The organism is Nostoc sp. LPT, assembly GCF_017115165.1.
Lineage (GTDB): Bacteria > Cyanobacteriota > Cyanobacteriia > Cyanobacteriales > Nostocaceae > Nostoc.
The window spans coordinates 61,099-74,263 of sequence record NZ_JABXKF010000044.1 but is presented as its reverse complement, the minus strand read 5'-3'; the positions used below and the strand labels follow the sequence as shown (position 1 = coordinate 74,263).

The window sequence follows — 13,165 nt, the reverse complement described above, 5'->3', positions numbered from 1 at the left end:
CCTGCTGTACCAATCAAAATGAATATGAAATCGTACCTTGTACAATAAAGGGTGCACCTGGAATAACCTGATTTCGACCTTGTGATCCCTCAAAATAGCGAATATCCGAGAGGTTTTTGAAATTGAGTCCAATTCGGAAATTCTCTTTTTGGTAGTACAGCGCTGCATCCAAGCGAGTATAGCCGGGAACCACAAAGGAATTAGCTAAATCTCCTGCTCGCTCACCGACAAAAAATGCCCCAAACCCAACGCCTAATCCTTTCAAACTGCCTGTTTGCAGGGTGTAGGTTGTCCATAGGCTGCCACCATTGCGCGGCACATTATTGAGCCGATTGCCGACCGCGAATGTGTTGTCTTTGGTAACTTCTGCATCGGTGTTAGCGTAGGATGCGATCACCTTCCAGCCTGGAAGAATTTCACCTGCAATATCAAACTCGATGCCTCGGCTGCGCTGTTCACCAACTTGAAGCGAATAGCCAGGAGGATTACCTAGATCGTCGGTGAGGACATTTTTCAGCGTCGTATTGTAGTACGCTAGCGTTGAAGATAACCGACCATTGAGCAACTCTGTTTTGACTCCAACTTCATAGCCTGTGCCACGTTGGGGATCAAAGGGTTGCTCGCTCCGACTTCTACCGCTATTAGGGGTAAAAGACTGGCTGTAGCTGGTGTAAAGTGACACTTCTTGAATCGGTTGATAAACAATGCCTACACGTGGGGTAAATGCATCTGCGTTGTCGGGCGGATCTGGAACATCGTTGGTAGTGGATTCATAGCGATAGGTATCAAATCTTCCACCTACCAGCAGTTTGAGGTTATCCAGCAAGGTAATTTGATCTTGCAGATAGATACCAAAAGTCTCGGTGACATAATTACCAGTTCTCAAGGGATCAAACTCACCAAAAGTAAAGTTGTAGCTAGGGTTAAAAACATCAATGAATCCAGCCGAGCGATCTCTAGCAGAGAATAAGTTCTTCTGTCGTGTAAGTTCAAAGCCCAACAATACCGTATGCTGAATTGATCCCGTTTTGACTTTGGCAGTCAGGTCATTTTGCCAGGAGTAGGTTTCATAGTATTGATCGCCAATAGAATTGCCCAGTTCAAAGGTGCGATCGTCTTCTGTATCACCGAAGATTTGTAGAGTAGCACCGGGACCACTTTCAGTACTTGCGGTATAGCGAAACAAAGACCGGAGCGAGAGATTGGAATTAAAACGATGGTCGAGGTAGAGGGCTGCTAGGGTTTGGGTGAATTTTTCCTGCCTAGTCGGGTCACCCAGATAGCGACCCAGTGGAATATTAGGAACTTTATTGTCACTTAGTACCACCAGTCCCCGATCAATCGGTCGTGCGTCCCGCAAATAGGACACATCTAAGTTTAAGGTCGTATTTTCACCTAGCCGATAGGTAAAAGATGGTGCAAATAAGAATCGCTCAGTCTGTACGCGATCGCGAAAACTCCCTGCATCCTCGTAGGCAATATTCAAACGATATGCTAATGTTTTCTCGTCGTTGAGTGGACCGGCAAAGTCTAAGGTTGGACGGTAAAAACTATAGCTTCCGGCTGTAAAATTCAATTCGTAGAAAGGATCAAATAGCGGTTTCTTAGTAACCCGATTGATGATTCCTGATGGATCTACCCGTCCATACAGAATGGATGCAGGTCCCTTCAAGATTTCGATGCGATCGATGTTTGCACTCTCCTCTTGAGTTCGCGAAAAGCCTTCACCACGAAATCCATTCAAGAACGGCTCGGCACTAAAGCCCCGAACAGTAAAACTCTCTCCACGATTGCCACCTGAACTAGCATAGGTGACACCGCTGACATTACGCACTGCTTCTCTGACGCTAATTGCACCCTGATCGCGAATCACCTCTTGGGGAATTACCTGAATTGAAGCGGGAATGTCCCGCAGGGGTGTATCGGTTTTGGTAGCAGTTGACGCATCTGGCGCATTATATCCTGTATCCTGCTCACCCGTAACTACCAATTCAATCGGCTGATCGTCCTGGGCTGTTGGTTGCTCTGGCTGGGTTTGTTGTGACCCTGGCGCTGGCGGGGTGGGGTTTTGCGCTCTAGATGCAGCACTGGCAACAGAGAAAATCAAACCCTCGTCTGGACTGTCTGATAACTCAACTGTTGGTACACTCCCCTCACCGATAACTGTCACCCGAATAGTATTGGCATCAAAGTTAGTGACTGTTATTTCAGTAATACCTGCAATTGGTTTAGTGGAGCGGAATGTAAAGGCTTCACCCGACGGTAAACGCAGTTGGGCATTGGGAACATCAGCAATAAAGCTATTACTAGCACTGCGATTTATAACTTGCAACTGTTGCCCAAGAGAAGTCTGTAAAATTATCTCCACGCCTTGATTCGTGGGATTGGCTTTCACTCCCGTCACCTGTGCTACCGTTACACCAGAGTCTTGAGCCAGCAGTGCAGCACTACTTCTCTGGGGATGAATAACATCCTGAAGGCGAGAAATATCTGAATCTGCTTGAGCAGGTTGCATCGTCAGAATTGAGAACACACCCACTATGAAAAGAATATAAGATTTTTGACCTAAAGCTCCACACACCACGATCGCAGCACTCCCAGAAAAACAGTTGCAACTTAATTTCAATAGCTTTTAGGTACAATAGGGCATTTTCTGATTTCAGGTGATCTCTACAAGGTCATTTGCGATCGCTAACCGGACTGTTTTCGCCACTGTGCTTGATAATCGCTGGGATTTATGCCAAACTTTTTGCGGAATGCAGCAGCAAAGTAACCTCTGTTGGCAAATCCCACAGCGTAGGACACCTGAGCTACATTCATTTGTCCTTCCATGAGCAATTGACCAGCTTTTTCCAGGCGATAATCATGCAGATATCCAAACACTGTTGTACCAAAAATTTGACGAAATCCTTGCTTGAGTTTGCGATCGTTTAACTCCACTTGTTTTGCTAATTCAATTAATGAGGGTGGGTTAGTAATATCTTGAAGCAAAATATCTCTGGCTTGATAGATGCGCTCAACATCGTTTCTCTTCAAATTAACCAACTGGTAGGAGGGTGTACCATCATTAAACAGTTGAGCAAATTGTAAGGTGATCAGTTCCAGTGTCTTAGCTTCTAAATAAGTACGTCGCATGATTCCTTGAAACGGACAGTGAAGCAGTTGATGTAACGCTAATTGCATTGCCGGGGTCATTTTGCCAAGTGATTGATGAAATGAAGGCGGTGTGTCTGTTTTTAAGAATGGTTTGAGTAGGGAGGGTAAATATGCTTCCTGACCCATACTCAATAATCTCAGCAGATGCGGTTCCAAACGGACTCTGATATTGACATCTTGTCCCGCCATAGATTTCTCAATCTCTCTAACTTCTCCTAAGCTGTAGAATAAATAGCTTTCTCCAGGTTGTTCGCAAATATCTTCAATTTCCTCTTTGAGTACCCCTGCGCTACGAAAAACCAGAGTCACGTAGGTATCACTATCCACAAAATCCCAACCAAGAGTCTGTGGTAACTCCAAATTAATAATATCTGCTCGCAGTCCCAAACAAAGTGGAATGTTACTAACTTGACCTTTTATCAGTGGATGCTGCAAAATCTCAACGCTTTCAATCTCATCAGAATGGTAAGTAATCTTTCCAGTTTGTAAGCCTTCTTCCCAGATTTCAGCCCATTGGGCACTTGTATAAACTTCTGCCATTTTAGTTAATTAAGCTTATTCTCAACAATATTGAGAAATTATCTCATGTCTTTTATGGCTGCTTAATGATGTAATACCAATTTGGATCTCACTTGTGGGTTCCAGCTAAACCCACAAGAACCAATCAAAACGTTGTCTTGCTTACGGATAATTCCCCAGCGAATTCCATCTCCTCGCTCAAACCGCTTGGCTCTACGTTCAATGACAGCGTAAGCGTAGCCCGTCGTAGACATCGCTTCTTTAATAGAAGTAAAGGTATCAAGATCGTGAAACTGAGTCACCCTCGGATCGGAGAATACAGCAAAGGTAGCTTCAGCATCCTGCAAGCTTGTCTCACGAAGAAGGAGCCTTTCTGTTTCTAATAGAGGAAAGGAAGATGGTGAGAAATCGTTGCTCATAGTTGCAACCGATGATCTGGGGTTAGAGCTAACTTAGCGATCGCCACAGTGACAAGACAATTCACAAGGCTTAAAGCTGAATAGTCTTCGCCGACTGGTTAAATAACAAATCTCGTGACTTATCTGGATCGAGCGCTTCAGTTTTCAATGCTTCTGCTTTTTCGTAGGCGCGAATTGTTGCTGGACGGGCTTTAATTGCCTCAAACCAGCGTTTAACATGAGGAAAATCCTCTAGGTTTTGACTTTGGCGTTCATAGGGCACAATCCAGGGATAAGCAGCAATATCAGCGATGGAATAATCGCCAGCTACAAATTCTTTATCTGCTAGTTGCTTATTCAGTACTGCATATAAGCGTCCCGTCTCATTCACATAGCGGTTAATGGCATATTCAATCTTTTCGGGAGCATAAGTACTAAAGTGATGATTTTGTCCCGCCATCGGCCCCAGCCCTGCCATTTGCCAAAACAACCATTCTAAAACTTGAGTGCGATTACGTAAATCTTGAGGAATTAATTTCCCAGTTTTTTCTGCCAAATATAGCAAGATTGCACCAGACTCAAATACCGAAATCGGCGCACCTCCATCTGCTGGTAGGTGGTCAACGATCGCAGGCATCCGATTGTTAGGAGAAATCTTCAGAAATTCCGGCTTAAATTGATCCCCAGCCCCAATATTCACAGGAATTATGGTGTATGGTAAGCCAACTTCTTCCAAGAAAATTGTGATTTTATGGCCGTTTGGGGTTGTCCAATAGTAAAGTTCAATCATGATTTTTTTCCTAAAATTGTGCGATTGTTTTGTAGGTTAATAGTGTATTACAGACATTTCTGAATTACGAATTAGATTGCGGTGATTTTGCGATCGCAGCCCAAACTCTATGATGAACCTGAAGAATTGGTGTAGGATATTTTGTTTCGAGCAATGTTGCCAATTCCTGGTCAAATACTTCTACTTTTTCTGGTGTCAAGCTGCCTCCCACACCAGCACTCGCCCGAACTCGTCCTCGCCAGTCTTCGTGTGTATAAGATACAAATACATCGTAAGAAAATGTGCGGATTTCTCGAAAACCTCCTTCGCCAATGTCTTGTAACCACTGGGGATGCAATCCGTTACCGCCGTCCAGATTCCATGCGGGATTATGAGCTTTGATTAATTGTTCTGTTGCTTCAACTACATTACCTTTTAAGGGTATCCAATCAAAATGTGCGATCGCGAGCAAGCCATTTCTTCTCAATATGCGAGTAATTTCTTTGACAGCACGCGGACGGTCAAACCAATGCCAACACTGTCCAGCTGTCACTACATCCGCACTAGCATCTGGTAACTCGGTATTCTCGGCAGTTGCGACTCGATAATCTACTTTCAGTTGGGCAGATTCGCTTAACAGTCTCGCTTGTTCTAAAAGTGAGGCCGATCGATCTATGCCAATTACATAAGCACCTCTATCGGCAAAGCCGCGCGCTAGTGTTCCTGTTCCTGTTCCGAGATCAACAATATTTTGCCCTGGTAAACCTATGCCATATTCAGACAGTTTGTTAAATAATGAACTGGGAAAGCCAGCGCGGTGTTTTGCATAATCAATAGCAGTTGCACCAAAATCAATTTTCATACCTGCAAAACTATTTTTGTAACAATTGTTTAGGCTAGAAGTTCTCTACCCAGGGACGTAGTTCTACTTCATAAGTCCAAGCACTGCGGGGTTGGCGGAGAATGCTGAGATAACTTTGAGCGATTGCATCCGGGTCAAGAGTACTATCAGGATTATCTACTGGATCTTGGCGGTCTGCGGAGCGGATTGCACCATCAATCACAAAATGCGCCACATGGATATTCTTTGGTGCTAATTCTCTAGCAATACTCTGAGCCAAACCGCGTAGTGCAAATTTACCCATTGCAAATGGAGCAGACAGAGGATAACCCTTAACACTGGCTGAGGCTCCAGTAAAAAATATAGCACCGCTACCAAGTTGCAAAAACCTTTTAGTTATTCAATAATTCTTATACTAAATTATTATTTACAAATATCAAAAAAATTTATAACTTGTATCAGAAATCACTGTGGAAATTGAGCTAATTTTTCGCACCAACTAAAGGCTATTTGTTTCATATTAAAATTTTACTAAGTAAGTTGGTGGGAAAAAACATAACTATGTTAATAAAGATAAACGAGGCTAAAACCTTCTTATATCCTGCCTTTTACCTTGGTGCTAGCCTCTTCTCTTGAGCAATTGTATGTAAAACTAACTCTAGATCATTAAATATTTGCTCATTACTAAAGCGAATTACAATAACATGATTAGATTGTAACCAGTTTTGTCTGATAAAATCTTGAGCTTGCTGATTTGTATGAATACTACCATCCAACTCAATAATTAGTAATTTTTCGTAACAATAAAAATCAGTTATATATCTACCAATATTATGTTGTCTACAAAATTTTGTATTTAACAGCAGCTTAATTTCCACACCTTTTTTAGAGTGATTTATCAATGGGGGCTGCTACCGCCAGCAAGCGAGGTAGCAGCCCAATGAGCAGCATTTCTACCCAGAGAAACGAGATTTGAAAAGGGGTTTGGGCTTAAGTTGACACCAATGCCCTCAGCCCTCACCCACTCTTAACCGTTAAGCGCTTCCTCTTAATAGGTTTCGATTACAAAGTCAGAAGTGGCATAGGCCACCCAGGTGAGGACGAATCCTGCGTCAATTTGCTCGTCGTCTAAGAAGTTCTTATCATCTTGGTTCACTGTACCTGAAATCAGCTTCCCGTTGCAGGTAGAGCAAGAACCAGCGCTACAGGAAGAAGGCAAGTCCAGATTATATTCCTGGTTAGCGATCTTTAAAGCTCTTCTTCTTGATGGGTTAAGATTGTACAGTCAGAAGTGGGATATGCAACGCAGGTAAGGACAAATCCTGCCTCAGTTTGCTCGTCGTCTAAGAAGTTCTGATCGTCTTGGTTAATTGTACCTGAAATCAACTTGCCGGTGCAGCTAGAGCAAGAACCAGCCCTACAGGAATAGGGTAAGTCTATACCTTCGTCATCGACAGCGGCATCTAAGATGTACGTATCCCCATCAACTTCAATTGTTTTGTCGCCATCTTGGGTCTTTAATGTAACTTTATAAGTTGCCATGTAACAATCCCTAGTTCCAATAAACTCCATATTCGATACTACGAGTTTATGTGCTGCTAGTCTAGAGTTAAATCTGGTTGATTATTCTACATCTTGAAACGCTTCGTTTGAACTGGAAGTAGGAGTAAAAAATGCTGCGATCGCTTCAGCAAATCCCTCAAATGAACTGTAATCTCTAGACACGATAGAGACAGTCATACCCAACTTTTGGGCATTAGCAGTGGTGTAAGGACCAAAACATGCAATAACACAATGTTCGTAATCGCTTTGCGAGTTAACCATTGTCAAAAAGCTTTCTACTTCCGCTGTGCTGCTAAAAGCAATTACATCAATAATTGCTTGACGCATCACGTTTAATTCAATACCGTAGATACTTTTGTCTAAACCCTGCGTAATATATGTGGGTACGCGAGTTACTTCTATGCCCAATTGTTGCAAATCCGTAATCAAATTGGGTACAACATCAGGTTCAGGCAAACCTACAACTTCTGGAGCAGGTATCAGCACTTTTTTCTCGTGAATTTGCGGAAGTTTCGCTAATTCAGCCACAATTCCGGCTGGGCTAGATTCTGTTGGAATTAAATCCACTTTGCCAGAAAAAGATAATAAGCTTTCTGCGTCTTCTCCTAAAGCACATAATTGACATTTTTGTACCACAGATACAGGAATATCTAAATCATTCATCCGCTGAAAAAATGCAGTGATACCGTTTCTACTGGTGAAGACAATCCAATCAAATTCCTCTATGCGACCCAGAGCGGCATCTAACTTAGTGTAGTTTGATAAATAGCAGGTTTCGATAGTAGGCATAAAAACAGGTAAACCACCTTGTTTGATGATTTGTTCAGCTAACCTATAAGCATAATTTCTCGGTGCTGTGACTAAAATTCTCTTGCTATATAAACGTAATTCTTTAGATGGAGTGAGCAGGTCGATTTCTGTTGATTGGGTGTGCATTTGTTCGTCTTCCATTTCATTGCTATTCCTACCTTAAAATGGGCGTTGCTGAATTTATAGCGGTTTTCGATGACATACGCTAACATCTCTCATTTGGATAGGTGGCATCCCAATGCAAGTAAATTTACCAAAATCGTTACAAGTCAAACGTGTATTCATTAGGGGTGTAAGGGTTTAAGGGTGTAAGGGAAATGGCACTAAGAAAACGTGAAACTATTGCTGTGACTGGGTTGCATGGTGGTAGGGGTGTGGGGTGTAGGGGAGAGAGTTGATTTATAAGTATTATTTGATTTTTAGTTCTTGACCGTGCAACCCCTACCCCCTTACGCCCTTACACCCCAGAAGCCAGCTACATTAGGGGTTTGTGCTTAACAAGAGTGCCATTCGGTGTAAGGGTGTAAGGTGAAGTCGATGTAGTGACCAGAGTCTTATTAATAAAACAAAGCTTAGAAGAACTTTGCGTCTGCACCCAGACGTTGGAGAATGCTTATCAGGAATTAAAAAAGTGCCAAAGCCTTGCACAGATAGTATGGACAGCTTGGTATATGGGCATGGAAATAGCCAAAAAAATTGTGGAGCAAGAACTAAGCATCCGTAAATGCCAAGGGACTTCCAAAAAATAAAATAATCGTTGCAGATAAATCGAAATTTTCTAAGAATAATCTCTTGAGTTTTTTGATAAATTTATTCATTGGTAGTCTCTTAATCCTGCAAAATTGTGGAGTTCTTTAATAAGGACGCATAAGTAGATAAGATTCGTCCACTAAAGTTTGGTAAACACCTTTGATATTGAGCGGCAGCCACTCCTCATACATCGCTAGATCACGGTATATGCGGTATTCCTGTGCCAGGACGGGATTTCCAGCAGTCAGACGATAAATGTTGTCGCGAATCAGGTCAATGCGGTATTCCTGTGCCAGGACGGGAGCGCATAGAAATAAAAGTCCCAGCAAAATTCCAAATCCTTTAGCAATATATTGTTTATTCATAAGTCATGTCGTAACTCCGTTACTCTTTCCGTTTCCTGCACGAATTACTGAAAGTCTCTCATCCAAAGTGCGATCGCAAACGCTAAATCGACGTAATAACGAGGGTTTAAGGGAATAAGTTGGGCTAAATCATCAGTAATTGGTTTTGGATGTGGTTAGCGATGTCTACGACGGGCTATGACGCTCGTTCGCCCTTGGCGTCTCCCCTTGGGAGAAGACTCGCTAACGCTTCGCTATCGGCGTCGCAATCCGTTTTGGCATGAGACATAGATCAACTGCAACGATTCCGACTTTATCATAAGTAATCATCTGGACTTGATATTAAAGGGGTTGTAGCTTAAGTTGACACCAATCACATCTGTGTGACCCTACCATTTGTATTGCACAAAATTATTCATATCTTGATTCAGCAACGCCAAAAAGCTTATATAAATCCTAGCCATTTTTCTAGGGTGAATTCTGCCCATTTTTCCGATGCTATCTGTGTTGAGCAAACGTCACGATATGAATATCTAAGAACGTTTGCAGAATAAATCTTATGTCTTCATTACTGGCTTTGTCCAACAGTTTAGCTGACACCGTAGAACAAGTTGAGAGTACTGTGGTTGCGGTGAATGGGGGTACACGTCGTTCCTCAAGTGGCATTCACTGGCGTCATGGAATCATTGTTACCTCTGATGAGTCCCTCCAGCGCTATGACGACATTATCATCACCCTATCAAATGGTAGCACTGCACCAGTAACACTCGTCGGTCATGACTCTAGCACCGATATCGCTGTTTTTAAACTAGAAAATGTCGAAATACCTGTGGCAAAAGTTGGCGATGCTAAAACGCTCAAAGTCGGTCATCTGGTATTAGGACTGGCAAGAGGTAGCGAAGGTGACTTAAGAGCGGCGATGGGTGCGGTCAGCGTGATTAGCGGTGCTTGGCGGAGTATGAGTGGCGGCAATATTGACCAATTCATCCGCCCAGACATCACCCTTTACTCTGGTTTTGCAGGTGGGCCGCTGGTAGATGCTGCTGGTTTTGTGGTAGGCATGAATACATCGGGGCGGCGTGGCATTGCTCTGACTATCCCCACTGCTACAGTCGATCGCGTGGTTGACCAATTAGTAGCAAAAGGACGTATTTCAAAAGGCTACTTGGGTGTGGGAATGCAACCTGTACGCTTACCAAAGAACCTGAAAACATCTCTGAATTTAAGTTCTGCAACTGGGGTAATTGTCGTTAATGTCGAGCCTTCGGGGCCTGCTGATAATGCAGGTGTACTGCTTGGCGATGTTTTGGTAACGTTTGATGGCGTAACTGTGGGCGATACAGGTGATGTGTTGGCGCTGCTTAATAGTAGCGATCGCATTGGTAAACCTGTCAACGTGCAAGTTGTCCGGGGTGGAGTGTTAGTTGAGTTAGCGATCGCAATTGGCGAAAGACCTACTAAGGAGGAATAATGCCAATTTGCGATCGGTTTAACTAGCTTTGTCAAATTTATCTAAATTTTCTATTCACTCGAGCTTCTGAACTCGGAAGTTGCACCTTTTTGCTCGAACGTTGAGCTTCTGAACTCGGAAGTTGCACCTTTTTACTCGAACGTTGAGCTTCTGAACTCGGAAGTTGCACCTTTTTGCTCGAACGTTGAGCTTCTGAACTCGGAAGTTGCACCTTTTTACTCGAACGTTGAGCTTCTGAACTCGGAAGTTGCACCTTTTTGCTCGAACGTTCAAGCTTTGAACTCGGAACGCTCACTGATTCTACTTTGACATGCTTAAAAATTGTATAACATGGCAAACACAACATTAACTAACATCGCTGCTGAATTGACAGAGGTAGCTGCTAAACTACGCCTACGCACTGTGAAAGTGAAAAGCGGCTCTCTAGGAGTCGGTTCTGGTGTCATTTGGCAACCTGACGGACTAATTATCACTAATGCCCATGTGGCAACCAGCAACCGCGCAACTGTGGAATTGGCAGACGGCAGGGTATTTGATGCGGTGCGTACTCGATTCGATCCACAGCAGGATTTAGCAGCCCTGAAAATTGTTGCTACTGATTTAACTGCTGCAACTATTGGCAATTCTGAGGCACTACGAGTGGGTGAATTAGTCTTGGCGGTGGGTAATCCCTTTGCTGAAAGTGGCGCTGTGACAACTGGAATTATCTATGCAAATAATTCACGAGCAGTTATGGCCGATTTGCGCCTGTATCCTGGTAATTCTGGAGGGCCACTTGCCGATTGTCAAGGCCTTGTCGTGGGAATTAACACGATGATTGTTAATGGTTTGGCTGTGGCAGTTCCTAGCAACACCGTTGAGCGTTTTTTACAGGTAAATAGTCGTCCGCAACTGGGAGTTACACTGCAACCTGTACTTTTAGGTAGGCGTAGCTTAGGTTTATTGGTGCTGTCAATTCTACCTGGCAGTGCGGCGGAAACTGCTGGTGTGCAAATCGGCGATGTTTTAATTGGAGTTTCGGGGCGATTATTCACTACCATGAATGATTTAACCAAATATCTCCATGACAGTAAAGGATCTGTGCCGCTACAAATCCTACGCGGTAGACAGCAATTCGTGATTTATGTTGCTGTGCAGTCCGAGACAACTGCGGTGGAGGCGACATGATCCGAGTGATGGTAGTTGCTACTTCCCCTGTGGTGCGGGCAGGGTTATCAACTGTGGTAACTACCAATCCTCGACTGACAGTTGTGGGGAGTGCATCCGATTTGGATGTATTGGCAAGTGAAGTTGGGCAATTACAGCCAGATGTGGTGCTGGTAGATTTGAGCGGTAATTTTCAACAAGCGGTGTGGGAAAAATTGCTGATTATTCAAGAACAGCAATATCGATTAGGAATAATCGTCATTGTTGAAGAACTCGACAGTATCGACTTAGAGACGGCGTTACGTTCTGGTATCCGGGGAATATTGCCCAGTACTAGCACAGAGTCAGAAATTGTCGCGGCTGTGGAGGCGATCGCTTTTGGTTTGCTGGCGCTGCACCCGGATGCTGCAGAATTACTGTCTATCCGCGAAAAAGTGGTGGCGAATCCTGTACAAACCTTGACACCACGGGAGATAGAGGTTTTAGGTATGCTTGGTTCTGGGTTGGGGAATAAGGCGATCGCTAAACAATTACATATTTCTGAGCATACAGTCAAATTTCATCTCTCATCCATTTTTCAAAAGCTCAATGTCTCCAGTCGCACCGAGGCTGTTGCTGTGGGTGTGCGACTGGGTTTGATTATGCTTTGATCTGTAGTGATTATCAGTTGAATGCAATTGATCGTGAGCTAAAATCCCGTCTAATACCATTTCACGAAATGCCTGATATCAAATGATTAATCATCTAATTCTTTCCCCCTGCCCCCTGCTCCCTGCTCCCTGCCCCCCGCTAGCTTTATTTGTCAATCTTAATGTGAAACGACATAACCAGCGCTTGAAGTCTTCCCGGTCTTAAAGGGGTACACCGAGAATTTATGCTCGTGATATCCTTTATTGATGACACGCCCTCAACGCACACATTTCTACGATTGAAAGAATTACCATGACTTCTGACAAACATTCTGTATCCTTGGATGACGCACGACGAATACTAGCGGCTGGAGAAGCGAAGGCTCGTGCAATCGGACAACCAATGAATCTTGCGGTTGTTGATGCTGGCGGGAATCTTGTTGCTCATATTCGTATGGATGGTGCGTGGATCGGAAGTATCGATATCTCAATTAACAAAGCATTTACTGCTCGTGCGTTTGATCTCTCTACCAAATCCCTTGCTGAGGATGCTCAACCAGGAAAACAATTTTATGGTATTCACGCCTCAAATGGAGGACGAATCATGATCTTTGCTGGGGGTATACCACTTCAACGCGATGAGCAGATAGTTGGTGCAGTCGGAGTAAGTGGTGGTAGCGGTGAACAGGATCAAGCTGTAGCTGAGGCAACTGTCGCAGCTTTCTAATACCATTTAGACATCTTTAATAATAGAAGCAGCGCCCATTTA

15 protein-coding genes and 1 pseudogene are annotated in these 13,165 nt (G+C 43.7%); 5 read left to right on the top strand and 11 right to left on the bottom strand.

Annotation, left to right across the window (positions count from 1 at the left end; genetic code table 11):
- Positions 1-13 precede the first annotated feature (13 nt).
- The 10 genes and pseudogenes from HWQ58_RS09950 to HWQ58_RS09905 all read right to left on the bottom strand — a co-directional run bounded on the left by HWQ58_RS09950 (position 14) and on the right by HWQ58_RS09905 (position 8,197).
- Entirely contained in the window at positions 14-2,626 is a 2,613-nt protein-coding gene (locus HWQ58_RS09950; RefSeq protein ID WP_292861061.1) for a TonB-dependent siderophore receptor, read from the bottom strand.
- Between the two features lie 65 nt (positions 2,627-2,691).
- Positions 2,692-3,696, bottom strand: coding sequence for an AraC family transcriptional regulator (locus HWQ58_RS09945; RefSeq protein WP_292861058.1), 1,005 nt, complete (start codon positions 3,694-3,696; stop codon positions 2,692-2,694).
- A gap of 62 nt (positions 3,697-3,758) precedes the next feature.
- On the bottom strand, positions 3,759-4,094 hold the full coding sequence (locus HWQ58_RS09940; RefSeq protein WP_292861055.1) for a GNAT family N-acetyltransferase: 336 nt from the start codon (positions 4,092-4,094) through the stop codon (positions 3,759-3,761).
- 70 nt (positions 4,095-4,164) lie between these two features.
- Entirely contained in the window at positions 4,165-4,863 is a 699-nt protein-coding gene (locus HWQ58_RS09935; RefSeq protein WP_292861052.1) for a glutathione binding-like protein, read from the bottom strand.
- Between the two features lie 64 nt (positions 4,864-4,927).
- A complete protein-coding gene (locus tag HWQ58_RS09930) occupies positions 4,928-5,704 on the bottom strand; it encodes a class I SAM-dependent methyltransferase (protein ID WP_292861049.1) in 777 nt (258 codons plus the stop codon).
- A gap of 34 nt (positions 5,705-5,738) precedes the next feature.
- Positions 5,739-6,068 (bottom strand): SDR family NAD(P)-dependent oxidoreductase, encoded by a 330-nt coding sequence (locus tag HWQ58_RS09925; protein WP_292861046.1) that lies wholly within the window; start codon positions 6,066-6,068, stop codon positions 5,739-5,741.
- Between the two features lie 223 nt (positions 6,069-6,291).
- Positions 6,292-6,585: a DUF559 domain-containing protein gene (locus tag HWQ58_RS09920; RefSeq protein ID WP_292861043.1), complete on the bottom strand. Its 294-nt coding sequence runs from the start codon at positions 6,583-6,585 to the stop codon at positions 6,292-6,294.
- A gap of 146 nt (positions 6,586-6,731) precedes the next feature.
- Positions 6,732-6,926, bottom strand: a pseudogene (locus HWQ58_RS09915) (2Fe-2S iron-sulfur cluster-binding protein); the annotation flags it as partial.
- 5 nt (positions 6,927-6,931) lie between these two features.
- Positions 6,932-7,225, bottom strand: coding sequence for a 2Fe-2S iron-sulfur cluster-binding protein (locus HWQ58_RS09910; protein WP_292861138.1), 294 nt, complete (start codon positions 7,223-7,225; stop codon positions 6,932-6,934).
- A gap of 81 nt (positions 7,226-7,306) precedes the next feature.
- Positions 7,307-8,197, bottom strand: coding sequence for a uroporphyrinogen-III synthase (locus HWQ58_RS09905; protein ID WP_292861042.1), 891 nt, complete (start codon positions 8,195-8,197; stop codon positions 7,307-7,309).
- A 401-nt stretch (positions 8,198-8,598) separates the two neighbouring features.
- Between HWQ58_RS09905 and HWQ58_RS09900 the strand changes: the two genes are divergently transcribed.
- On the top strand, positions 8,599-8,805 hold the full coding sequence (locus HWQ58_RS09900; protein ID WP_292861040.1) for a hypothetical protein: 207 nt from the start codon (positions 8,599-8,601) through the stop codon (positions 8,803-8,805).
- Positions 8,806-8,910: 105 nt separating this feature from the next.
- Here HWQ58_RS09900 and HWQ58_RS09895 read toward each other — a convergent pair whose 3' ends face one another.
- Entirely contained in the window at positions 8,911-9,171 is a 261-nt protein-coding gene (locus tag HWQ58_RS09895) for a hypothetical protein (protein WP_292861037.1), read from the bottom strand.
- A gap of 538 nt (positions 9,172-9,709) precedes the next feature.
- Here HWQ58_RS09895 and HWQ58_RS09890 point away from each other — a divergent pair.
- The 4 genes from HWQ58_RS09890 to HWQ58_RS09875 all read left to right on the top strand — a co-directional run bounded on the left by HWQ58_RS09890 (position 9,710) and on the right by HWQ58_RS09875 (position 13,123).
- Positions 9,710-10,621, top strand: coding sequence for a PDZ domain-containing protein (locus tag HWQ58_RS09890; protein WP_292861035.1), 912 nt, complete (start codon positions 9,710-9,712; stop codon positions 10,619-10,621).
- Positions 10,622-10,951: 330 nt separating this feature from the next.
- The gene (locus HWQ58_RS09885; protein ID WP_292861032.1) at positions 10,952-11,788 is read left to right on the top strand and encodes a trypsin-like peptidase domain-containing protein; all 837 of its coding nucleotides are present in this window, start codon (positions 10,952-10,954) and stop codon (positions 11,786-11,788) included.
- Positions 11,785-12,417, top strand: coding sequence for a response regulator transcription factor (locus HWQ58_RS09880; protein WP_292861029.1), 633 nt, complete (start codon positions 11,785-11,787; stop codon positions 12,415-12,417). Before HWQ58_RS09885 ends, HWQ58_RS09880 begins: the two co-directional genes overlap by 4 nt.
- Positions 12,418-12,709: 292 nt before the next feature.
- The gene (locus HWQ58_RS09875) at positions 12,710-13,123 is read left to right on the top strand and encodes a heme-binding protein (RefSeq protein WP_292861026.1); all 414 of its coding nucleotides are present in this window, start codon (positions 12,710-12,712) and stop codon (positions 13,121-13,123) included.
- Positions 13,124-13,165 lie beyond the last annotated feature (42 nt).

Coding starts and splice junctions, on each gene's coding strand:
- HWQ58_RS09905 (WP_292861042.1), bottom strand. CDS start 8,197: ATGGAAGACGAACAAATGCACACCCAATCAACAGAAATCGACCTGCTC.
- HWQ58_RS09890 (WP_292861035.1), top strand. CDS start 9,710: ATGTCTTCATTACTGGCTTTGTCCAACAGTTTAGCTGACACCGTAGAA.
- HWQ58_RS09935 (WP_292861052.1), bottom strand. CDS start 4,863: ATGATTGAACTTTACTATTGGACAACCCCAAACGGCCATAAAATCACA.
- HWQ58_RS09940 (WP_292861055.1), bottom strand. CDS start 4,094: ATGAGCAACGATTTCTCACCATCTTCCTTTCCTCTATTAGAAACAGAA.
- HWQ58_RS09910 (WP_292861138.1), bottom strand. CDS start 7,225: ATGGCAACTTATAAAGTTACATTAAAGACCCAAGATGGCGACAAAACA.
- HWQ58_RS09885 (WP_292861032.1), top strand. CDS start 10,952: ATGGCAAACACAACATTAACTAACATCGCTGCTGAATTGACAGAGGTA.
- HWQ58_RS09930 (WP_292861049.1), bottom strand. CDS start 5,704: ATGAAAATTGATTTTGGTGCAACTGCTATTGATTATGCAAAACACCGC.
- HWQ58_RS09875 (WP_292861026.1), top strand. CDS start 12,710: ATGACTTCTGACAAACATTCTGTATCCTTGGATGACGCACGACGAATA.
- HWQ58_RS09880 (WP_292861029.1), top strand. CDS start 11,785: ATGATCCGAGTGATGGTAGTTGCTACTTCCCCTGTGGTGCGGGCAGGG.
- HWQ58_RS09895 (WP_292861037.1), bottom strand. CDS start 9,171: ATGAATAAACAATATATTGCTAAAGGATTTGGAATTTTGCTGGGACTT.
- HWQ58_RS09945 (WP_292861058.1), bottom strand. CDS start 3,696: ATGGCAGAAGTTTATACAAGTGCCCAATGGGCTGAAATCTGGGAAGAA.